The 19721-nt window shown below is 62.8% G+C and carries 22 protein-coding genes and 4 tRNA genes; 12 read left to right on the forward strand and 14 right to left on the reverse strand.

Annotated elements, in window-relative coordinates:
• The first annotated feature begins 166 nt into the window (after positions 1-166).
• Positions 167-301 (forward strand): hypothetical protein, encoded by a 135-nt coding sequence (locus tag RN346_RS10980; protein ID WP_263586760.1) that lies wholly within the window; start codon positions 167-169, stop codon positions 299-301.
• Between the two features lie 15 nt (positions 302-316).
• On the opposite strand, the gene RN346_RS10985 is transcribed toward RN346_RS10980, so the two are convergent.
• From RN346_RS10985 to grxD, 8 genes are all read right to left on the reverse strand, one after another.
• Positions 317-763 carry a YcgN family cysteine cluster protein gene (locus RN346_RS10985; RefSeq protein WP_263586759.1) on the reverse strand — a complete coding sequence of 149 codons (447 nt, stop codon included), beginning with the start codon at positions 761-763 and terminating at the stop codon, positions 317-319.
• 57 nt (positions 764-820) lie between these two features.
• Positions 821-1411, reverse strand: a complete 591-nt coding sequence (locus RN346_RS10990) for an ACP phosphodiesterase (RefSeq protein WP_263586758.1) — start codon at positions 1409-1411, stop codon at positions 821-823.
• On the reverse strand, positions 1408-1701 hold the full coding sequence (locus RN346_RS10995; RefSeq protein ID WP_263586757.1) for a YcgL domain-containing protein: 294 nt from the start codon (positions 1699-1701) through the stop codon (positions 1408-1410). The genes RN346_RS10990 and RN346_RS10995 overlap by 4 nt, the downstream gene beginning before the upstream one ends.
• Entirely contained in the window at positions 1698-2831 is a 1134-nt protein-coding gene (gene rnd, locus RN346_RS11000) for a ribonuclease D (protein ID WP_311961151.1), read from the reverse strand. Before rnd ends, RN346_RS10995 begins: the two co-directional genes overlap by 4 nt.
• Before the next feature lie 100 nt (positions 2832-2931).
• Complete coding sequence (recR, locus tag RN346_RS11005; protein ID WP_311958249.1) at positions 2932-3537, reverse strand: recombination mediator RecR; 606 nt, start codon at positions 3535-3537, stop codon at positions 2932-2934.
• Between the two features lie 3 nt (positions 3538-3540).
• On the reverse strand, positions 3541-3867 hold the full coding sequence (locus RN346_RS11010) for a YbaB/EbfC family nucleoid-associated protein (protein WP_252108931.1): 327 nt from the start codon (positions 3865-3867) through the stop codon (positions 3541-3543).
• Between the two features lie 68 nt (positions 3868-3935).
• Positions 3936-5996: a DNA polymerase III subunit gamma/tau gene (gene dnaX / locus RN346_RS11015; RefSeq protein WP_311961152.1), complete on the reverse strand. Its 2061-nt coding sequence runs from the start codon at positions 5994-5996 to the stop codon at positions 3936-3938.
• A gap of 133 nt (positions 5997-6129) precedes the next feature.
• Positions 6130-6486 (reverse strand): Grx4 family monothiol glutaredoxin, encoded by a 357-nt coding sequence (gene grxD, locus RN346_RS11020; RefSeq protein ID WP_311958251.1) that lies wholly within the window; start codon positions 6484-6486, stop codon positions 6130-6132.
• Positions 6487-6679: 193 nt separating this feature from the next.
• Here grxD and argF point away from each other — a divergent pair, with 193 nt between their 5' ends.
• On the forward strand, positions 6680-7597 hold the full coding sequence (gene argF, locus RN346_RS11025) for an ornithine carbamoyltransferase (protein ID WP_263586753.1): 918 nt from the start codon (positions 6680-6682) through the stop codon (positions 7595-7597).
• Between the two features lie 88 nt (positions 7598-7685).
• Here the strand turns inward: argF and RN346_RS11030 are convergent.
• A tRNA-Ala gene (locus RN346_RS11030) sits at positions 7686-7761 on the reverse strand.
• 215 nt (positions 7762-7976) lie between these two features.
• Here RN346_RS11030 and uvrY point away from each other — a divergent pair.
• From uvrY to RN346_RS11060, 6 genes are all read left to right on the forward strand, one after another.
• Positions 7977-8627, forward strand: coding sequence for a UvrY/SirA/GacA family response regulator transcription factor (gene uvrY / locus RN346_RS11035; RefSeq protein WP_263586752.1), 651 nt, complete (start codon positions 7977-7979; stop codon positions 8625-8627).
• Between the two features lie 40 nt (positions 8628-8667).
• Positions 8668-10482 carry an excinuclease ABC subunit UvrC gene (gene uvrC / locus RN346_RS11040; protein WP_263586751.1) on the forward strand — a complete coding sequence of 605 codons (1815 nt, stop codon included), beginning with the start codon at positions 8668-8670 and terminating at the stop codon, positions 10480-10482.
• A gap of 95 nt (positions 10483-10577) precedes the next feature.
• Positions 10578-11126, forward strand: coding sequence for a CDP-diacylglycerol--glycerol-3-phosphate 3-phosphatidyltransferase (pgsA, locus tag RN346_RS11045; protein WP_263586750.1), 549 nt, complete (start codon positions 10578-10580; stop codon positions 11124-11126).
• Positions 11127-11220: 94 nt separating this feature from the next.
• A tRNA-Gly gene (locus RN346_RS11050) sits at positions 11221-11295 on the forward strand.
• 96 nt (positions 11296-11391) lie between these two features.
• Positions 11392-11465 (forward strand) — tRNA-Cys (locus RN346_RS11055).
• A 48-nt stretch (positions 11466-11513) separates the two neighbouring features.
• Positions 11514-11600: transfer RNA gene (locus RN346_RS11060), tRNA-Leu, on the forward strand.
• 152 nt (positions 11601-11752) lie between these two features.
• On the opposite strand, the gene RN346_RS11065 is transcribed toward RN346_RS11060, so the two are convergent.
• Positions 11753-12064, reverse strand: a complete 312-nt coding sequence (locus RN346_RS11065) for a hypothetical protein (RefSeq protein ID WP_311961153.1) — start codon at positions 12062-12064, stop codon at positions 11753-11755.
• Positions 12065-12110: 46 nt separating this feature from the next.
• The gene (locus RN346_RS11070; RefSeq protein ID WP_263586748.1) at positions 12111-12404 is read right to left on the reverse strand and encodes a succinate dehydrogenase assembly factor 2; all 294 of its coding nucleotides are present in this window, start codon (positions 12402-12404) and stop codon (positions 12111-12113) included.
• Between the two features lie 224 nt (positions 12405-12628).
• On the opposite strand from RN346_RS11070, the gene RN346_RS11075 reads away from it, so the two are divergent.
• From RN346_RS11075 to lapB, 3 genes are all read left to right on the forward strand, one after another.
• Complete coding sequence (locus RN346_RS11075) at positions 12629-12925, forward strand: integration host factor subunit beta (RefSeq protein ID WP_252109016.1); 297 nt, start codon at positions 12629-12631, stop codon at positions 12923-12925.
• 117 nt (positions 12926-13042) lie between these two features.
• A complete protein-coding gene (locus RN346_RS11080) occupies positions 13043-13348 on the forward strand; it encodes a lipopolysaccharide assembly protein LapA domain-containing protein (protein ID WP_252109017.1) in 306 nt (101 codons plus the stop codon).
• Entirely contained in the window at positions 13349-14548 is a 1200-nt protein-coding gene (lapB, locus tag RN346_RS11085; protein ID WP_311961154.1) for a lipopolysaccharide assembly protein LapB, read from the forward strand.
• On the opposite strand, the gene pyrF is transcribed toward lapB, so the two are convergent.
• Positions 14526-15245, reverse strand: a complete 720-nt coding sequence (gene pyrF / locus RN346_RS11090; protein ID WP_263586745.1) for an orotidine-5'-phosphate decarboxylase — start codon at positions 15243-15245, stop codon at positions 14526-14528. The two genes, lapB and pyrF, sit on opposite strands and share 23 nt — an antisense overlap.
• Positions 15246-15467: 222 nt before the next feature.
• Between pyrF and RN346_RS11095 the strand changes: the two genes are divergently transcribed.
• A complete protein-coding gene (locus RN346_RS11095) occupies positions 15468-15746 on the forward strand; it encodes a ComEA family DNA-binding protein (RefSeq protein ID WP_263586744.1) in 279 nt (92 codons plus the stop codon).
• A 79-nt stretch (positions 15747-15825) separates the two neighbouring features.
• On the opposite strand, the gene prpF is transcribed toward RN346_RS11095, so the two are convergent.
• Both prpF and acnD read right to left on the reverse strand, forming a co-directional pair.
• Positions 15826-17013 (reverse strand): 2-methylaconitate cis-trans isomerase PrpF, encoded by a 1188-nt coding sequence (gene prpF, locus RN346_RS11100; protein ID WP_311961155.1) that lies wholly within the window; start codon positions 17011-17013, stop codon positions 15826-15828.
• A 64-nt stretch (positions 17014-17077) separates the two neighbouring features.
• Complete coding sequence (gene acnD / locus RN346_RS11105; protein ID WP_311961156.1) at positions 17078-19714, reverse strand: Fe/S-dependent 2-methylisocitrate dehydratase AcnD; 2637 nt, start codon at positions 19712-19714, stop codon at positions 17078-17080.
• Between the last annotated feature and the right edge of the window lie 7 nt (positions 19715-19721).

Genomic DNA, 19721 nt, shown 5'->3' on the forward strand with positions numbered 1-19721 from the left:
AGCGCTTTTTATTGAACGCCAATAATTCGATTTTTTAAACGCCGCTAACTTAATGGAAACGTTTTCCAAAAATACTTTTCAGCCGTACAGGAGTGCGCCATAATAGCCGTTAGTCGCATAGACGAAAGTTTTATACCTTAACGGCGCCTCGGCGCAGGAGAGCAGCATGAAGTATCAGGAACAGTTTCTGACCATTTGGGACACCCCGGCGACGCAGACCGAGCGCCAGAAAAAAGCCGCCAAACCGCGCGTGTCGCTTTTCAAAAGCCTGTCGCTGATGCTGGTGGCGCTCAAGCGTTAAGCGCTCAGACGGGCGCTAGCGAATGGGCAGCACGGCAATGATGTGCTCGTCCCACTCGCGCTCCGGCACGTCATCCTGAGAAACAGCGAAGCCGCGAACGCTAATACCCTTGCGGTGGACGCGCTCGGCGTCGTTACTCAAGAGCGGGTGCCAGCCGGCCAGCTTGCGCCCTTCTGCCACCCGGCGATAACCGCAGGTCGCCGGTAGCCAGTTGAATTCGCGCACCAGTGCCGGCGTTAGCTGAGTACAGTCCGGCACGGTATCGAAGCGGTTCTCGTAGTCGCTACACTGACAGCTGTGTGTATCGAGCAAGCGACACGCCACGTTCAAAACGGCGAGCTCGTTGGTGTCGTCGTCGTGAAACTTCAGCAGGCAGCACTGCCCGCAGCCGTCACAAAGCGCCTCCCACTCGTCATCGGCCAGCTCCTCGAGAGCGTATTTTTCCCAGAAGCGTTCGCGCATCTCATCCTCGTTCGTCAAGTGTGGCAGGCGTTGCTGTCTACCGTCATCAGCTCATCGTCAGCCGTTCGTCGCCGGCCGTTCATTGCCGGTAGCGTCGAGCCGCTCGAGACAGTCGGCCCACAGCGGCTCGAATTGCGCTTCGAGCCAGCCGTATTGGTGGTCAAGCCAGGGCGTCAATTCGGCCAGCCGGTTGGGTCCGGAGAGCCGCTGGCCGAGGCCCGCAATGGCGCGGCAGGTGAAGTCGAAATCGGCGTAGCGATGAAGCCAGTCCTGCTCGATCAGCGCCGGCATCATCGCGGCCAGCCGGTTGGGGGCGCCTTCACGCTCGAGCAGCGTATAAAGGCGCGCCACCAGCGCTTCGAACTCGGCGGTGCCGATCAGCTCACGCGCTAGAAAGTGATCCCAAAGAACGTCCAGCGCAATACCGGCCACGCGGCGCTGACCCGCCGGCGCCGACGCCTTGACCCCCTTGACCCGCGCGTGGCTATCGACAAAGGCGTCGACCCGCCGATGGTGGCGAATGCCCGCCGCCACTGATGACGGCCAAGGGGCAAGGTCGCTTCCCTTGACGCCGTCGGCGATCACGTTGCCCAGCAAAAAGCCGTCGCTGCCGCGGCGGGCAAGCAAGGCGTGGGCCAGAAAGTTCATGAATGGCGGTCGACGTGGGCGCGGTGGACGTCCAAAAGATACTCCTCTTTTGCCGGCGGCATCTGCAGGTAAAAGCCCTGGGTCTCGATCCCCTCGAGCACGTCGCCGACATCGACCCGGGCGAGCTTTTTATCCGCAGTCAAAATCATGGTCAGCACCGCCACGGGCTTGCCAAAAGTCTCCATCAGCGCCTCGGGCACCGGTGCAAGCCCCTGGCGCTTGTCCACGTAAAGATACATCTCTTCCTTGCGCGAGCTTTTGAAGATCTCGCAGACCAGCTTGTCGCTCATGCTCCGCTCTCCTGTAGCGCCTGAGATAGCGCGTCGTTCAAACACTCGCCCCGCCAGCCGCCGGGAAGCGTCGGCGCTTCACCGGCCATGTCCTGCATCACCAGCGCCTCGATGTCGCGCCGTCTGAGCAGCACTTCCGGGGCGATACCCAGCGCCGCCGCCTTTGCACTAATGACTTTCTTGAGCGCCTTGAAGCGACGCTTGAAACTCGGCGACGCCGGGTCCGGCCAAGGCGCGGGCAGCGCCTCTTCCGGGCAGTGACGCGCCTCTCTGACGAACTCGAGCAGCGTATCGCCCTCCTTCTTGACGAAGGCCGGTTTCACGCCTTCGACGCCGGCTAGCTCGAAGCGGTTTTTCGGCATTGCCTCGGCCACGGCAAACAGCAGCTTGTCGCTAGCGAGCCAGTTGCGCGGCAAGTCGCGTCGGCGGGTTTCGCCTTCCCGCCAGGCGGTCATCCGCTGATAGGCATCGATCGCCCGGGGGGGCAGCCGCCACAGCTGGCGCTGGCGGGTGTACCAGAGCGCGTCGCTTTCGCTGCTGCGCTCGGCCTGGGCAAGTTGAGCGGCGCACTCCTCGAAAAGCCACTCCCGGCGCCCCAGCATGTCGAGCTGACCCGCCTGTAGTGCCCAGACCCGCAGCAGATAGATAACGTCGAGGGCGGCGTAGTCGCACTGGCTCGGCGTCAGCGGCCGGAGCAGCCAGTTCGAGCGCGTCTCCTCTTTGGGCAGGGTCTCACCGACCCAGTGCTCGACCAGCTTTTGATACCCCATGGCGGGCACCTCGCCGAGCAGCGCCTGAGCGATCTGGGTATCCACCAGCGGCGTCGGCAGCACACCGGCCCAGAGCTGGAAAATTTCCAGATCCTCGCTGCCCGCGTGCAGCAGCTTGATGGCCTGGTTTTGCAACAGCGCCCTGAACGCCTCGGTGCACGGGGTGGCGACCGGGTCGATCAGATAGGCAAGATCACCGGCGCAAAACTGGATCAGCGCCGGAATCGGAAAAAAGGTGTTTTCGCGGAAAAACTCCGTATCGAGCGCGATCACGCTGGCGGCCTCGACCTCCCGACAGGCGGCGTCGAGCTGGTCGGCGGTCTCGATCCATCGGTAGGACGGTTGGGTTAAAACGGACACGGTAGACTTCCCTGTGGTGGTACCAAAAGCGGCCCAGGTGACGGTAATCGACGCCTCGCGGCAGGCTCGCCGCGGGCGCAGGCAGAAGAGTGTGGCGTGGCTATTCGAGGCCGAAAGGCAGGCGGCCGTTGAACGCGCGGCTGAGCGTGCCGCCATCGACGTACTCGAGCTCGCCGCCCATGGGTACGCCGTAGGCGAGCCGGGAAAAGGCGACGCCGTACTGGGCGAGCTGCGAGGCGATGTAGTGTGCGGTCGCTTCACCTTCGACGGTGGGATTGGTCGCCAGCACGATCTCGCGGATATTGCCTAAGCTTACACGCTCCTCGAGCAGGTCGAGCCCGATCGCTTCCGGGCCGATCCCGTCGAGCGGCGACAGATGGCCGTGAAGTACGAAGTAGCGCCCGCCAAAGCCGCCCGCCTCTTCGATGGCGAGCTGATCCGCCGGCGACTCCACCACGCAGAGCACGCTGTCGTCGCGCCGCGGGCTGTCGCACAGCGCGCAGACCTCGGCCTCGGTAAGCGTGCGGCAGCGCTGGCAGTAACCCACCTCACGGATGGCGCGCTCGATCACCTCGGACAGACGCTGGCCGCCCTCGCGCTCACGCTCGAGCAGATGCATGGCCATGCGCTGGGCGGTCTTCGGCCCAACGCCTGGCAGCACCCGAAACGCTTCGATGAGCTGCTCGATGAGCGGGGAGAAACGCATCGCTTAAAACGGCATCTTGAAGCCGGGCGGCAGATTCAGCCCCTGGGTGGCCTCTTCCATCCGCGCCTTGGAGTTGGCTTCGACCTTACGCACGGCGTCGTTGACCGCCGCGGCCAGCAGGTCTTCGAGCAGCTCCTTGTCCTCTTCCAGCACGCTTGGGTCGATGGTGACGTCGCTCACATCGTGACGACCGTTCATGGTGACCTTCACCATGCCCGCGCCGGCCTCGCCGAAGACCTCGGCTTTCGCCGCCTCTTCCTGGACCTGCTGCATCTTTTCCTGCATTTCCTGGGCCTGCTTCATCAGGTTGCCCATTCCGCCTTTAAACATGGTGTCTACTCCCTGGTGGTCAATCGGTGCGGTTTGAAAGCTTAGCGTAAGCCGCAAACGCCGGGCTGTCATGGCGACGTCGAGGTTTTTGGCTTGACGCTCTCTTCGTTGAGCGTTGCGCCAAAGGCTTGACGTAGCTTCTGTATATTGGGGTCGCGCTGCAATAGATCAACGGCGCTGGCGTGACGCTCGCGCTGAAAGCGCAGCGACTGGTCGCGCGGGGTTTCGAGCCTGGTGTCGAGCTCGCCGACCTCAAAGCTCACCGAGCGCGAAAAGCCCTGATCGGCGAGCGCCTTCTCCAGGCGCTGCTGGTGTACATCGGCCTGCATCGCCGACTGGCTCGGGTCCAGGGTCAACACCAGCGTGCGTCCATCATCGCTTGCCAGCTGGCAGTGCGCCGCCAGGTTGCGGGTCAAACCGCCAAGGCCAAGCTGGTCGAACAGCGCAAGCCACCCGGCGTGGTCGAGCCGCCCGCCGGGCACCGGCGCGGTTTTAGCCGCCGCCGCGTCGCTCGACGCCTGCTCGTCGGCTGGCTCTTGAACTTGCCGACCCTGTGCCTGAGCGCTCTCGGCAGGCGCATCCGGCGCAGGTGCGCTTTCTATAAAGGCGCTCTCGGACGACAGGTCCTGTACGGGCACGTCCTCGACAGGCACGTCCTCGACAGGCACGTCCTCGACAGGCACGTCCTGTACAGGCACGTCCTGCTCATCGAAGTCGGGCACATCGGCGTCAACCACGATGGGGGTATCCGGTACGAACGCCGGCGCGGCGGGCTCGGGCTCGGGCCCGGGCGCTTCAGTATGCGCGGCGGTGTCGTCCATCGCCCAGGGGGGCGACGGTTGATCGATCGGACTTGCGACTTCCTGCACCGGGGCGCTGACAGGCGCTGATTCGAACGCCGCCGGGGCAGGATCAGGCTTTTTTGGCGCGTCGGCCGCCGGCTCGTGGTCGGCGGGTGTGGCCGCGTTGGCTTGCGCCATGGGTTCTGAGCGTAGCGGTAGCGGCGTTTTCGGCGGCCGGGGCACGCCCTGGGGGCGAAACGCCAGCATGCGCAAAAGCGTCATTTCCAGCGCGCTGCGCAGATCCGGGGCGTGCTCCATGTCGCCGCGCCCCTGAATACCAATCTGGTAATAAAGCTGGATATCCTCGGCGGTGAAGTGGCCCGCAAGCTCGAGAATGGTATCGCGGTCACCGTGGCTGTTATCCACCGCCCCTGGCACCATTTGCGCGACCGCCAGCCGGTGCAGAATGCCGGTCAGGTCATCGAGCACCGCGGCGAAGTCCGGCCCCTGCTCGGAGAGCGTGGCGACTTCGGCGAGAATCGCCTGTACGTCGACCTCGGCCAGCGCCTTCGCCAGCGCCAGGATATGGCGATGATCGAGCGTGCCCAGCATCGCGGCGACATCGGCATGGCGCACCGCGCCCTGACCAAAGGCGATCGCCTGGTCGGTCAGGCTCATGGCGTCGCGCATCGAGCCTTCGGCGGCCTTGCCCAAAAGCCACAGCGCGCTTTCATCGAAGGCCACGCCCTCCTGGCCCAGCACGAACGTCAGATGCTCGACCACCCGCTCCGGCGGCATGTGCTTGAGAGTGAACTGCAAACAGCGCGACAGAACCGTGGGCGGAAGCTTTTGCGGGTCGGTGGTGGCCAGCAGGAATTTAACGTGCGGCGGCGGCTCTTCCAGGGTTTTCAACAGCGCGTTGAAACTGCTGGTCGAGAGCATGTGCACCTCATCGATGAGGTACACCTTGTAGCGCCCCTGGGTCGGCGCGTACTGCACGTTGTCCAGAAGCTCGCGCGTGTCTTCGACCTTGGTGCGCGAGGCGGCGTCCACCTCGATCAAATCGACGAAGCGGCCTTCATCGATGGCGCGGCAGCTATCGCACTGCCCGCAGGGCGTGGACGTGACGCCATCGTCGCCTTCGCCGTTGGCGGTGCAGTTCAGGCACTTGGCCAGAATACGCGCAAGTGTCGTCTTGCCGACCCCGCGGGTGCCGGTGAACAGGTAGGCGTGGTGAAGGCGCCCCTGGTCGAGGGCGTTGACCAGCGCGCGCTGAACATGGGTCTGCCCCACCAGCTCGTGAAACGTACGCGGGCGCCATTTGCGGGCCAGAACCTGATAGCTCATTGAGCACTATTTCCTTTGGCGGGCTGGCGCTCCCCGGTAGCGCCGGGGAGGCCACTTCAAACGATCTGTCGAATGGCGGGCGGCCATTCTAGCGGCTGGGAGAGAGCCCGCCAACCGCGGGCCAAAAGGCGCCTTACTCGCTCGGCGCGTCGCTGCCTTCGGCTGCGCTGGCGCGCTGGCCGGCCTCCTTGATCAGCTTTTCGAGTTCGCCGCTTTGATGCATTTCCATCACGATATCGCAACCGCCAACCAGCTCGCCTTCGACCCACAGCTGCGGGAACGTCGGCCAGTTGGCGACCTTGGGCAGTTCGCTGCGGATATCCGGGTTGTCCAGCACGTTAACGAACGCAAAACGCTCGCCGCAGCTCATCAGCGCCTGAACGGTTTGGGCGGAAAAGCCACACTGGGGCAGCTGGGGCGTGCCCTTCATGTAGATCAGAATCGGGTTTTCGCTGATTTGGCGCTGGATGTTCTCAACCGTTGTGCTCATGGAGTGCTCCTTCGATCGGTGGCGCGTTCATCTAGTGTACGCAACTCGTCACGTCTTTAAAGAGTACCGCCATCAAGCGGTACCTGAGTAAACTGCTCGGCTTTATCAAGCGCCCTATTCTACGCATGCCGGTGGCGTTGCGCATCCCCCGCGCCGTCGCTAGGATGGGGTATTTACCCGGAGAGACGTTATCATGGCGACCCGCCATTTTCTGACCCTGCTGGATCTAAGCCCGGACGAGCTCGACTACTTGATCGACCGTGCCATCACCATCAAAAGCGAGCTCAAGACCGAAGGCCCCGTTTATACGCCGTTCAAGAACCGGACGCTGGCGATGATTTTCGAAAAATCCTCGACCCGTACCCGCGTCTCGTTCGAGACCGGTATGACCCAGTTCGGCGGCCACGCGCTGTTTCTCTCCCCTCGCGATAGCCAGCTTGGCCGCGGCGAGCCGATCGAGGACACCGCGCGGGTGCTCTCGGAAATGGTCGACGCAGTGATGATTCGCACCTTCTCTCACGAAGGCATCGAAACCTTCGCCAGCGCAAGCTCGGTACCGGTGATCAATGCGCTGAGCGACGACTACCACCCCTGTCAACTGCTTGCCGACGTGATGACCTGGAAAGAGCACCGGGGTAGCGTCGAAGGCCGCACGGCAGTGTGGGTGGGCGATGGCAACAACATGTGCCACTCCTGGATCAACGCCGCGCGCCAGTTCGGCTTCAACCTGCACGTTTGCTGCCCGAAAGGCTACGAGCCGCGCGCCGACATTCTCGAGGCCGCAGGCGATCGCGTGACGCTGTTCCACGATCCGGTCGAGGCGACCCGGGGCGTCGATTTGATCACCACCGACGTATGGGCCTCCATGGGCCAGGAAGAGGAGCAGGCCAAACGCGAGGCCGACTTCGCCGGCTTCCAGGTCACCGAGGCGATGCTGGATGCCGCCGCCGACGACGTGCTGTTTTTGCACTGTCTGCCCGCCCACCGCGGCGAAGAGATCAGCGAGACGCTGCTCGACGACCCGCGCGCGGTGGTCTGGCAGGAAGCCGGCAACCGGCTGCACGCGCAAAAGGCGCTGATGGAATTTTTGCTGCTGGGCCGCATTGGCTAAAGCTCGCTACGCTCGGCACTGGCCGGGCGTTTGGCGCCCGCATGATGCGCACGAAAAAGCCCCGCTCGATGAGCGGGGCTTTTGAATTTGGTGGAGCCTAGCGGGATCGAACCGCTGACCTCAACACTGCCAGTGTTGCGCTCTCCCAGCTGAGCTAAGGCCCCAGAGCAACCGGCGTTTTGTGGCCGAGTGCGCGGCGAATACTAAGCAAGAAAATGCCTCGGGTCAAGCCCGGCGTGGGTTTTATATTTACTAATTCTCCTTTGGCAAAAGCTATGGCACCCTAGGTTCGACCCCTAAGCTCGAACCCCAGGCAACCGACGGCAGAACAAACGTCGAACAACACAACGTGTGAGTGCATGAATGCAGGAGCGACCACGTGATTAACGTTCTCATCGCCGACGACCACCATTTGGTAAGAAGCAGTATCGCGCACCTGCTGAACGAGGAGCGCGATATCACGATTGCAGGCGAAGCCGTCGATGGCGAAAACGCGGTCACGCTTTGTCGTCAGGTCAAACCGGATCTGGTGCTGATGGATATTCGAATGCCCGGCATTGGCGGGCTGGAAGCGACCCGGCGTATCTGTCGCAGCATGAAAAACGTGCGCGTTCTGATTCTAACGGCCTACATGGAAGACAGCATTTTAAGGCGTATGCTCGAAGCCGGCGCCTCTGGCTTTTTGAGCAAGAGCGCCAACATCGAGGAGATGACCAAAGCGATCCGCCAGGTTTACAGCGGCGGGCGCTACGTCAGCCAGGAGATCGCCCAGCGACTGGCACTTGCTCACTTCACCGAAGAGCGCAGCCCGTTTCGCCAACTCTCGCCGCGCGAGCTTCAAATCGCGCTGATGATCGTCAACTGCCAGCGGGTTCAGGACATCTCCGAACGGCTGCATTTGAGCCCTAAAACCGTGAACACCTACCGCTATCGTCTATTCGACAAGCTGGCCGTGACCAGCGACGTGGAGCTGACCCATCTGGCGCTTCGCCACGGGCTGGTCGAGGGCTTTGACGCGCGCGAGGGTTAGGCCTAACATCCAGTGCTCGCTCACGCAGATCCCAGGTTCCATGACTTTCGATGCCAAGCAATTCTTGAGCTCGGTAAGCACCTCCCCCGGCGTTTACCGGATGCTCGACGATCAGCAAAACACGCTCTACGTTGGCAAGGCGAAGCGGCTCAAGGCGCGCCTGGCGAGCTATTTTCGTGGCCAGCTCAACGCCAAGACCCAGGCGATGGTGGCGCGTATCGCCGACGTTCAGGTTACCGTCACGCGCACCGAAACCGAGGCGCTGCTGCTCGAGCAAACGCTGATCAAGGAGCTGCGCCCGCCCTACAACATTCTGCTGCGCGACGATAAATCCTATCCGTTCGTGTTCGTCACCGATCGCCATGCCTATCCGGCGCTCGAGTACAAGCGCGCTCGCCAGCGGCGCGGCGACGGCCGCTATCTGGGCCCCTACCCAAGCAGCGGCGCGGTGAAAGAGAGCCTGACGCTGATGCAAAAGATCTTTCGCATCCGCAACTGTGAGGACAGCGTCTTCGCCCACCGCAGCCGCCCCTGCCTTCAGTACCAGATCGACCGCTGCAGCGCGCCCTGTGTGGGCTATATCTCTAAAGAAGAGTATCAGCGCGACGTCGAGCACGCGGTGATGTGCCTGGAGGGTAAAAGCGACAGCGTCACCGAGGCGCTCGGCCGCGACATGGAGACGGCAAGCCAGGCGCTCGATTTCGAGGAGGCCGGGCGGCTTCGCGACCAGATTTCGAAACTCCGACAGCTTCAACAGCGCCAGTTCGTCGACAACGAAAGCGGCGACGCGGACATCTTCGCCCTCGCCCACCGCCCCGGCGCTCAGGGGGTGTCCATCATGAGTATTCGCGATGGAAGGCTGCTCGGCGCGCGCCACCATACGCCGAAAAACGATCTCGAGCTCTCTGACGAGATGCTCTTGACCGAGGTGGTTAGCCAGTACTACTTCGGCCAGCCCCACAACGTCCCCGCCGAAGTGATCACCAGCCACGCCCTGGACGATAGCCAGCTGATCGCCGATGCGCTCAGCGAGCAGGCCGGCAAGAAGGTACGCGTGGCGCATCAGGTACGCGGCCACCGCGCCCAGTGGCAAAAACTCGCCATGACCAATGCCGAGCAGCAGCTCGCCTCTCAGCTGGCGAACAAAACCCAGCTCATGGCCCGCTTCGAGTCGCTGCAAAAGGCGATGGGGCTCGAGAATACGCCAGCGCGGCTGGAATGCTTCGATATCAGTCACAGCCAGGGCGAGGCAACCGTGGCGTCGTGTGTGGTATTCGATCAACAGGGACCGCGTAAAAGCGACTATCGTCATTTTCGCATCGAAGGGGTCGCTGCCGGCGACGACTACGCCGCCATGCAGCAGGCGCTGACGAGGCGCTTGAAGCGCGTCAAAAGCGGTGAAGCGATCGCGCCGGATGTGCTGATCGTCGACGGCGGCAAGGGCCAGCTCAATATGGCCCGCGGGGTGATCGAGGAGCTCGGCGTCGTAGGCATCACGCTTTTGGGCGTGGCCAAGGGCACCACGCGCAAGGCGGGGCTCGAGACGTTGTTTCTGGAAAGCAGCGACAACCCGCTGCCGATGGACCCGGCCTCACCGGGGCTGCATCTGATTCAGCACATCCGCGACGAGTCGCACCGCTTCGCCATTGCCGGCCACCGCGCCCAGCGCGACAAGGCGCGTCGCACCTCGACCCTGCAGGACATTCCAGGCGTTGGGCCCAAGCGGCGGCGCGAACTGTTACGCTTTTTCGGCGGGCTTCAGGGGGTACAGAAGGCGAGTCAGGATGAGCTCGCTCGCGTACCGGGCATTAGCGCGACCATGGCCGCGTCGATCTACCAGGCGCTCAATGGATAAAGGTCTTTGCGGCATGGATGCCGCGCCCCAAGGCGGATAGAATAGCCCTACATACGTTTGATTTTCTGATTCTCCGGCAAGGATCGCGCCCTGCGATGAACATACCCAACATATTGACTCTGGCAAGAATCGTTTTCATTCCCCTTCTGGTCGTGCTCTTCTACCTGCCTTACAGCTGGAGCATGCCGCTGGCAGCGGGCCTGTTTGCGCTCGCCTCGATCACCGACTGGCTGGACGGCTATCTGGCGCGGCTCTGGAATCAGTCGACGCCCTTCGGCGCCTTTCTGGATCCGGTGGCGGACAAGCTGATGGTCGCGGTGGCGCTGGCGCTTTTGATCGAGCGCTTCGACACTGCGCTGTTGACGCTGCCCGCGCTGGTCATCATCGGACGTGAGATCGTGATTTCGGCGCTGCGCGAGTGGATGGCGGAAATGGGCAAGCGCGGCATGGTCGCGGTCTCCTGGATTGGCAAGCTCAAGACCACGCTGCAGATGGTGGCGCTTCTGGTTCTGCTTGCCGTCCCCTCCGGCCATGCGCTGGCCATGGTTGGCGTTGCCATTTTGTACGTGGCGGCGGTGCTGACGCTGTGGTCGATGTTTCAGTATCTGCGCGCCGCCTGGCCGCACCTGAGCCGCTCGATGTAGGCATTTGCTGAACGCGCGTTATCTTATTGGTCGCATTGACCATTTCAGCGATTGACAAGCCCGCGTTAGTGCGTATAATTCGCCCTCGAGTCGAGCGGGAATAGCTCAGTGGTAGAGCATCGCCTTGCCAAGGCGAGGGTCGAGAGTTCGAATCTCTTTTCCCGCTCCAAATTGACTCAAAGCGTCGGCAGCAGGATCAGAAGCAAGTCGAGAGCTGGAACGCCAGCCCGGTCGACTCTCTTTTCCCGCTCCAAACGACTTGTAAGGCTGGATGGCAGAGTGGTTATGCAGCGGACTGCAACTCCGTGTACGCCGGTTCGATTCCGACTCCAGCCTCCATATTTTCGATAGCAGCGACCAGATGCCCTCCATCGCCTGCTGCTATACGCCCGGATGGCGAAATCGGTAGACGCAAGAGACTTAAAATCTCTCGGGGGTAACCCCGTGCCGGTTCAAGTCCGGCTCCGGGCACCATCGATTACTCCCCTTTTCCTGATTGATCCCAAGCCCTGCTTTACGTACATCTGTTTCACGGCTTGTTTGCGCAAACTCTCTGCGCAACATCTCCCTGTTTTTCAAAACGTCGACTGACGCCCTTACTGGCGCCCGCGTGAACGCGAGCCGAGCTAGCGACCGGGGCGGTGCAGTAGCCGGCGAAGCGCGCGGTGGTCTTGAGCCGACACGCTATCCGGCCAGAGCCAGAGACGCGCGCCGCCCACGTCCAGCTCCAAAAGCCAAGGGCCGAGATAGTGACAGCGAAGCAAAACGGCGTCATATGGCTCGCCGCACGCTTTTATCCAGCGCGCATAAAGCACCTCATCGAGCGTTTGAATCGATAGCGTGCCCTTGGGCTGGGCGCGGGCGTGTAACGCGACCGCTGCCAACAGTAAAAGCCAAACGGCAAGCACCAGAGGCGGCGGGGCAAACGTCAGACCCACGCCTGCAAGCCCCGATGCCAGCAGCGCGTGGATTATCGGTGGGAATCTAGAGCGTGCGATAGGCACTGTTATCGGTGGTTTCGGCATGCTCGACGATCATCTGAACGAGCCGGCGCAGGTCCGGGTCGGTGGGCCACTCGCGGTGCATCAGCCAGACGAAGAGATCCTGATCCTCCTCCTCGATCAGGCGCTGGTAAACCAGTCGATCCTCCTCACAGAGCGAATCGAAGCGCTTTTCGAGAAAGGGAATCAACAGCAGATCCAGCTCCCACATGCCGCGACGCGAATGCCAGTAAAGCCGTTTACGGAGGATGGCCTCCGGGGAAGTGTCATCGCTCAACGTGGACCTCTATCAAGTCTTGAATGGAAAGCCAGTATACCTGAGCCACAGGGTCGCGCCAGGGGCCGGCTTCGCCTATGCTGTTATTCGACCTAGAACCTTGTTTTAACTAAAGTACCTAGTTTTGATCGAATTGTTTTATCACCCGATGCGCAGTATGCTGAAGTAGATGTTATTGCGGCCGTAAGCGCATACGACCTTTAACGTTTGCAGGGAGCCAACCGATGACCAAATCTGAATTAATCGAACAAATCGCGATGCGTCAACCGGAGCTGTCCGCCAGGGAAGTCGAAACGGCGGTGCGTATCATACTCGACGACATGACCGACGCCCTCTCCAGCGGTGGCCGCGTCGAAATCCGCGGCTTTGGCAGCTTTTCGCTGCACTACCGCGAGCCGCGGGTTGGTCGTAACCCCAAGACCGGCGACCCGGTAGATCTCGAGGGCAAGTACGTCCCCCACTTCAAGCCGGGCAAGGAGCTGCGCGAGCAGGTCGACGCTAGCCGCGCGCTGGGGTATTGAAACAGGGGCGTTCGAGGCGGGCCAATCGCGTTGTCGGGGATGACGCCGCGTCCTGACTCATACACAATAGAGCCCTTCTGCACGTAAAAACTTGCACGTTAACACCAGGAACTTCTCATGCGTTGGATCAAAGGGCTTTTACTAGCCATCGTATTACTCGTGGTGCTGCTGGTCGGTATCCTGTTTGCCGTGAACAACCAGCAGGCGATCGCCCTGAATCTGATCTGGACCGAACTTCCCCCGATTTCGCTATCGGTATGGCTTCTGGCCACGCTGACGCTGGGCGTCGTGCTGGGGATGCTGGCGATGCTGGGGGTTTACGTTCGGCTGAAAGCCCGCCTGGCTCGTAGCGAGCGACACAGCAAGCACCAGCAAAAAGAACTCGACCGCCTTCGCACCCAGGAGTTCAAGGAACTGGCTTAAATGCAGGATGTCGCGCTGCTCGGCGTGCTTTTCGCCGCCCTGGCCATTGGCTTTGGGCTTGGCGTACGCCATCGCGCCGGCAAGCGTCTCATCCGACCGACGCCCAAAGCGCCGGCGCTGTCGAAAGAGTATTTTGTCGGGCTCAACTATTTGCTCAACGAACAGCCCGATGAGGCAATCAACACCTTCATCAACGCGCTGGACGTCAATAGCGATACCGTCGAAACGCACATTGCCCTGGGCAAGCTCTTTCGCGCTCGCGGCGAGGCGGACAAGGCCGTCAGCATTCACCAGAACCTGCTCGCTCGCCCCGCCCTTTCGGTCACGACCAACGATCACATCCAGCTCGAGCTCGCCCAGGATTTCATCGCTTTGGGCGTACACGATCGCGCCCAGCGGCTTTTAAAAACGCTGTTGAGTCACGCTACCGACGACACCTACCGGCTACACGCCAAGCGCCTGCTGCTCGATTTGCTCGACCGCGAGCGCGAATGGCAGGAAGCGCTGGAGACCGTCGCTCCCATCCTCAAGCAGCAGCCCGTTCTGCGCCGCCCCGCCGCCCACTGGCTGTGCGAGCTTGCCGTCGAGGAAATCAGCGAATCGAGCCGCGCGCTTGCGCGAAAGCATCTAAAAAAAGCGCTGCAGATGGACGAGAACTGCGTGCGTGCAACGCTGCTCTACGCCGAACTCGAAATGGAAAACGGCCACTATCAGCGGGCGATCGACTGGCTCGAGCGCATTCCCCATCAGGATATCGCGCATACCCCCACAATGCTGAGCGCGCTCAAGCGCGCCTACGAGCGCTTGGAGAACTCGGCGGGCTTCGAGGCGCATCTACATAGACTGCTGGAACAGGCGCCGTACACCAGCGTGATCGTGGCGCTGGGCGAACTCGTTCACCGCCGCGACGGCGTCGATAGCGCGATCGAGCGCACCGGCGAGTGGCTGCGCGAAGCGCCGAGTCTGGGCGGGCTCGACTATCTGATCGATCTGTATCTGGAAAGCGAGCGGCTAAACGGCAAGACATCGCCGGATACCCGCCTGCTGCTGTTGAAACACCACACCGGGGCTCTGCTCGAGGGCCGGCCGCGCCAGCGCTGCCGCCACTGCGGTTTTACCAGCGACCATCTGGTGTGGCAGTGCCCCAGCTGCCGGCGCTGGGGCACGATCAAACCGATTACCGGGATCGAGGGCGAGTAGCGCCGGCGATGTCGGCTTCGATCGCCTTGAGCGCCGCCATCGGCTCCTCGGCCTGGGTGACCGGGCGCCCGATCACCATGTGAGTACTGCCTGCGGCCAGCGCCGCGCTCGGGGTCATGACGCGCGACTGGTCATCGAGTGCGGCAGAGCGTGGGCGAATACCTGGCGTCACTTTCAAAAACGCCTTACCGCAGGCGCTTTCGACCGCTGCCGCTTCCTGGGCGGAGCAGACCACCCCGGCCAAACCGCTTTCATGGGTAAGCCTTGCCAGCCGCATCACCTGCTCATCAAGCGCTCCGCTCACGCCGATATCACCAAGCGCCTCACCACTCATGCTGGTCAGCACGGTCACGGCGATCAGGTGGGTTTTCAGGCCGTTTCGAGAGAGCCGCTCGGCCGCGGTTTCCATCATCGCCTTGCCGCCACTGGCATGCACGTTCACCATCCAAACGCCCTGCTCCGCCGCCGCCTGCACGGCGCTGGCCACGGTGTTGGGAATATCGTGAAACTTGAGATCCAGAAAGATCTCGAAGCCGCGCCCATGAAGCGCCTCGAGCACCGCTGGGCCGCTGCGGGTGAAAAGCTCTTTACCCACTTTCACTCGACAGCGGGCAGGGTCGAGCTGGTCCGCCATGCACAGGGCCTGGTCCAGCGACGGGTAATCGAGGGCGATGATGAGGGGAGAATCGGTTGACACGGGCGCGCTCCTTGTTTGAACCGCGCCATTATACCAGCCTTGCCCCGCGCTTTCGTGTAAGCGATCTCAGGACCGAACTTGGGCATGCGCTTACAAAGGCCGTCGTTTTCAGATGACGGCGGCGTGACACAAGCCTTGCCAGGGTGATCAATAGTCCCGGCGGCGGGGATCAAACCGGGCGAACGACAGCAAGAATCCATCGTTATCTCAAGGGGGCTTACCATGAAGCGAATGATCAAGGGATTACTGGCAGCGACGTTATTGGGCATCGGGGTCAGCGGCGCAGCGCTGGCGCAGTCCATGGCGCCGATCAACGTCAACACCGCCGATGAGGAGCTGCTGGCCGAACTGCCCGGTGTCGGCCCCAGCCGCGCGGCGGCCATTATCGAAGAGCGTAGCGCCAACGGCGACTTCGAAAACGCCGATGATCTCACGCGCGTCAGCGGCATCGGGCCCGCCACGGTCGAAGGTATGCAGGATCAGATCACTTTCGACGAGTAGATTTCAGGCGCCCACGCCCCATTTTCAGGGCCGGGGTGTGGGCATAAAAGGCCGCAGAACCGAGGGTTTGGCCGCTCGTTCAAGCGCTTTCCAGACCATCGCCGGGTACGAACACCCGGCCTTCCATCAGTACACGGGCGCTACGGCTCATCAGCGCCCGGTCGATCTGCCAAACGCCCTGCACAAGGCTCGCCTTGGCACCCACGTGCAGCGTGCCGGATGGGTGACCGAAAGTGACCGCCTCGCGCTCGCCGCCGCCAGCGGCCAGGTTCACCAGCGTTCCCTTTATCGCCGCCGCCGAGGCAATCGCTACCGCCGCGGTGCCCATCATGGCGTGGTGGAGCTTGCCCATCGAGAGCGCGCGCACGACCAGATCAATATCTCCCGCCACCACGGACCGGCCGCTCGACGCCGTATAGTCCGAAGGCCGCGCCACGAACGCTACCTTTGGCGTGTGCTGGCGCCCCCCCGCCGCCTCGAGGTTTTCAGCCAGCCCCATTTTAACCGAGGCGTGGGTGCGAATCGCCTCGAACCGGGCAAGCGCCTGGGCGTCACCGTTGATCGCTTCCTGGAGCTCCGTACCGGTGTAACCGATGTTCTGGGCGTTGACGAATACGGTGGGAATACCGGCATTGATCATTGTCGCCTCGAGCGTACCGATGCCTGGCACCTCGAGGGCGTCCACCACGTTTCCCGTGGGGAAGATCGCCCCTTCGCCGTCGGCGGGGTCGACGAAGGCCACCGGGATTTCGGCGGCGGGAAAAGTCACGCCGTCGAGCTCGAAGTCGCCGGTTTCCTGCACCCGGCCGCCGGTGATCGGTACCCAAGCGATGATCGTTTTTTCGATATTCGCCTGCCAGATACGGACCTCGACCACGCCATCATCGGGAATTCGCCCCGGGTCGATGAGCCCGGCGCGAATCGCGAATGGGCCGACGGCGGCGGACAGGTTGCCACAGTTGCCGCTCCAATCGACGAAGGGTCGGTCGATGGACACCTGGCCGAACAAATAGTCGACGTCGTGATCCGTTGAGGTGCTTTTCGAGAGAATCACCGCCTTGCTGGTGCTCGATGTCGCCCCGCCCATGCCGTCGATTTGCTTTTCGTAGGGGTCGGGGCTGCCCATCAAGCGCAGTAGCAAGCGGTCGCGGACGGGGCCCGGCGCTCTGGCCGCTTTGGGCAGATCGTCGAGCGCGAAGAAGACGCCCTTGCTGGTGCCGCCGCGCATGTAGGTGGCGGGAATCTCGAGCTGGGGACTGATGGTCATGGCGTGCTCCTGAAACGCCCGGCGCGGGGCCGGGCGTGTGTGAAGGGTGACAAACGAGGCCGAATCAGGCTGGCGTCGCCTCCAGAAAATCCTGAGCGAAGCGCTGAAGCACCCCGCCGGCGGCGTAGATAGTGACCTCCTCGGCGGTATCGAGCCGGCAGATCACCGGCACGCGCTCGACGCCGCCGGCGCGGTGGATCAAAAGCGTCAGCGTCGCACCCGGCGCGGTATCCCCTTCCACATCGAACACCTCGGTGCCGTCCAGCGCCAGGGTCTTGCGCGTGGTGCCGGGCTCGAACTGCAGCGGCATCACGCCCATGCCTACCAGATTGGTGCGATGGATGCGCTCGAAGCCTTCGGCGACGATCGCCTCGACTCCGGCCAGCGCCACGCCCTTGGCCGCCCAATCCCGCGAGGAGCCCTGACCGTAGTCGTTGCCGGCGATAATGATCAAGGGCTGTTTGCGCGCCATGTAGGCTTCGATCGCCTCCCACATGCGCACCACCTTGCCTTCGGGTTCCAGACGCGCAAGCGACCCTTGGCGCACGTGGCCGTCATCGTCGAGGGCCATCTCGTTGTAGAGCTTGGGGTTGGCGAAGGTCGCCCGCTGGGCGGTGAGGTGATCGCCCCGGTGGGTGGCGTAGGAGTTGAAGTCCTCCTCCGGCAGGCCCATTTTCAGCAGGTACTCGCCGGCCGCGCTGTCCGGCAAAATGGCGTTGGACGGCGACAGGTGGTCGGTGGTGATGTTGTCCGGCAAAATCGCCAGCGGCCGCATGCCCTTGAGCGCCCGGGCCGCCGCCATGTTCCCCTCCCAATAAGGCGGGCGACGAATATAGGTACTCTGCGGGCGCCAGTCGTAGAGCGGCTCGACCTGAGTACGCTGGCTCTTGTCGAGATCGAACATCGGGATGTAGGTCTGGCGAAACTGCTCAGGTCTAACCGAGGCCTTGACGATGGCGTCGATCTCGCTGTCATCGGGCCAGATATCCTTGAGCGTGATCGGATGGCCTCGGTCATCCACGCCCAGCACGTCCTTTTCGATATCGAAGCGGATGGTGCCGGCGATGGCGTAGGCCACCACCAGCGGCGGCGAAGCCAGAAACGCCTGCTTGGCGTAGGGATGAATGCGCCCATCGAAATTACGATTTCCCGAGAGCACCGCCGTGGCGTAAAGGTCGCGCTCCTTGATCTCCTGCTGAATTTTCGGGTCGAGGGAGCCGGACATGCCGTTGCAGGTCGTGCAGGCGTAGCCCACCACGCCAAAACCAAGCGCCTCGAGCTCATCCATCAGCCCGGCATCCTCGAGATACATCGTCACGGTTTTCGACCCCGGCGCCAGCGACGACTTCACCCAGGGCTTGCGAAGAAGCCCCAGCCGGTTGGCGTTGCGGGCGATCAGTCCCGCCGCCACCATGTTGCGCGGGTTGGAGGTGTTGGTGCAGCTGGTGATCGCGGCGATGATCACCGCGCCGTCGGGCAGCCGGCCGTCGAGCTCGTCCTGCTGCGCGGCCTCGTAATTGATCGCGATGCCGCGGCTGGCGAGCTCCGACGTCGGCAAATGGGCGTGCGGGTTCGACGGCCCGGCCAGCGTGCGTGCCACGTTCGAGAGATCGAAGCGCAGCACCCGTTCGTACTCCGCGGTTTCGAGATCACTGGCCCAAAGCCCCGTGTGCCTGGCGTAGGTTTCCACCAGCGCCACCTGCTCATCGTCGCGCCCGGTGAGCTTGAGATAGTCGATGGTCTGGTCGTCGATATAGAACATCGCCGCACTGGCACCGTACTCCGGCGTCATGTTGGAGATCGTCGCCCGGTCGCCGATGCTGAGCGCGTCCGCGCCTTCGCCAAAGAACTCGAGATAGGCGCCGACCACGCGCTCACGGCGCAAGAATTCGGTGATCGCCAGCACCATGTCGGTACCGGTGACACCCGGGGCTAGTTTGCCCGTCAGCTCCACGCCCACGATATCCGGCAGCCGCATCATCGAGGCGCGCCCAAGCATCACGCTCTCTGCCTCGAGCCCGCCCACGCCCACCGAGATCACGCCGAGCGCGTCGACCATCGGCGTGTGGCTGTCGGTGCCCACGCAGGTATCCGGAAAGGCAACCTTCGCACCGGAATCGATTTGGCGACACTGCACCACCGGCGACATCTTCTCCAGATTGATCTGGTGCATGATGCCGTTGCCCGGCGGAATCACGTCGACGTTCTCGAATGCGAGCTTGGTCCAGTTGATGAAGTGAAAGCGGTCGTCGTTGCGCCGCTCTTCGACGGCGCGGTTCTTCTCGAACGCCTGGTCGTCGTCGCCGTTGTGCTCCACCGCCAGCGAGTGATCGACGATCAGCTGGGTCGGCACCACCGGGTTGACCTGAGCGGGGTCGCCGCCGCGCTCGGCGATGGCGTCCCGTAGCCCGGCGAGATCGACCAGGGCGGTCTGGCCGAGAATGTCGTGGCATACCACCCGCGCCGGGTACCAGGGAAAGTCGAGATCGCGCCGGCGCCCGATGAGCTGGGAAAGCGCATCAACCAGAAGCGCCGGCTCGCAGCGGCGTACCAGCTGCTCGGCGAGTACCCGCGAGGTGTAGGGCAGCGTTTCATAAGCGCCCGGGGCGATCTCTTCGACGGCCTGACGGGCATCGAAGAAGTCGACCGGCTCACCGCCCATTAGCGCGCCGGGCAGCGTCTTGCGGTAGTCGCTATTCATGATGGCC

Origin of the sequence: Halomonas sp. PAMB 3232, from assembly GCF_031954225.1 — a bacterium.
GTDB lineage: Bacteria > Pseudomonadota > Gammaproteobacteria > Pseudomonadales > Halomonadaceae > Vreelandella.

Excerpts from the sequence above, each read along its gene's own strand:
- RN346_RS10980 (WP_263586760.1), top strand. The coding sequence starts at position 167 with ATGAAGTATCAGGAACAGTTTCTGACCATTTGGGACACCCCGGCGACG.
- RN346_RS10985 (WP_263586759.1), bottom strand. The coding sequence starts at position 763 with ATGCGCGAACGCTTCTGGGAAAAATACGCTCTCGAGGAGCTGGCCGAT.
- RN346_RS10990 (WP_263586758.1), bottom strand. The coding sequence starts at position 1,411 with ATGAACTTTCTGGCCCACGCCTTGCTTGCCCGCCGCGGCAGCGACGGC.
- RN346_RS10995 (WP_263586757.1), bottom strand. The coding sequence starts at position 1,701 with ATGAGCGACAAGCTGGTCTGCGAGATCTTCAAAAGCTCGCGCAAGGAA.
- recR (WP_311958249.1), bottom strand. The coding sequence starts at position 3,537 with ATGCGTTTCTCCCCGCTCATCGAGCAGCTCATCGAAGCGTTTCGGGTG.
- RN346_RS11010 (WP_252108931.1), bottom strand. The coding sequence starts at position 3,867 with ATGTTTAAAGGCGGAATGGGCAACCTGATGAAGCAGGCCCAGGAAATG.
- dnaX (WP_311961152.1), bottom strand. The coding sequence starts at position 5,996 with ATGAGCTATCAGGTTCTGGCCCGCAAATGGCGCCCGCGTACGTTTCAC.
- grxD (WP_311958251.1), bottom strand. The coding sequence starts at position 6,486 with ATGAGCACAACGGTTGAGAACATCCAGCGCCAAATCAGCGAAAACCCG.
- argF (WP_263586753.1), top strand. The coding sequence starts at position 6,680 with ATGGCGACCCGCCATTTTCTGACCCTGCTGGATCTAAGCCCGGACGAG.
- uvrC (WP_263586751.1), top strand. The coding sequence starts at position 8,668 with ATGACTTTCGATGCCAAGCAATTCTTGAGCTCGGTAAGCACCTCCCCC.
- pgsA (WP_263586750.1), top strand. The coding sequence starts at position 10,578 with ATGAACATACCCAACATATTGACTCTGGCAAGAATCGTTTTCATTCCC.
- RN346_RS11075 (WP_252109016.1), top strand. The coding sequence starts at position 12,629 with ATGACCAAATCTGAATTAATCGAACAAATCGCGATGCGTCAACCGGAG.
- RN346_RS11080 (WP_252109017.1), top strand. The coding sequence starts at position 13,043 with ATGCGTTGGATCAAAGGGCTTTTACTAGCCATCGTATTACTCGTGGTG.
- lapB (WP_311961154.1), top strand. The coding sequence starts at position 13,349 with ATGCAGGATGTCGCGCTGCTCGGCGTGCTTTTCGCCGCCCTGGCCATT.
- RN346_RS11095 (WP_263586744.1), top strand. The coding sequence starts at position 15,468 with ATGAAGCGAATGATCAAGGGATTACTGGCAGCGACGTTATTGGGCATC.
- prpF (WP_311961155.1), bottom strand. The coding sequence starts at position 17,013 with ATGACCATCAGTCCCCAGCTCGAGATTCCCGCCACCTACATGCGCGGC.
- acnD (WP_311961156.1), bottom strand. The coding sequence starts at position 19,714 with ATGAATAGCGACTACCGCAAGACGCTGCCCGGCGCGCTAATGGGCGGT.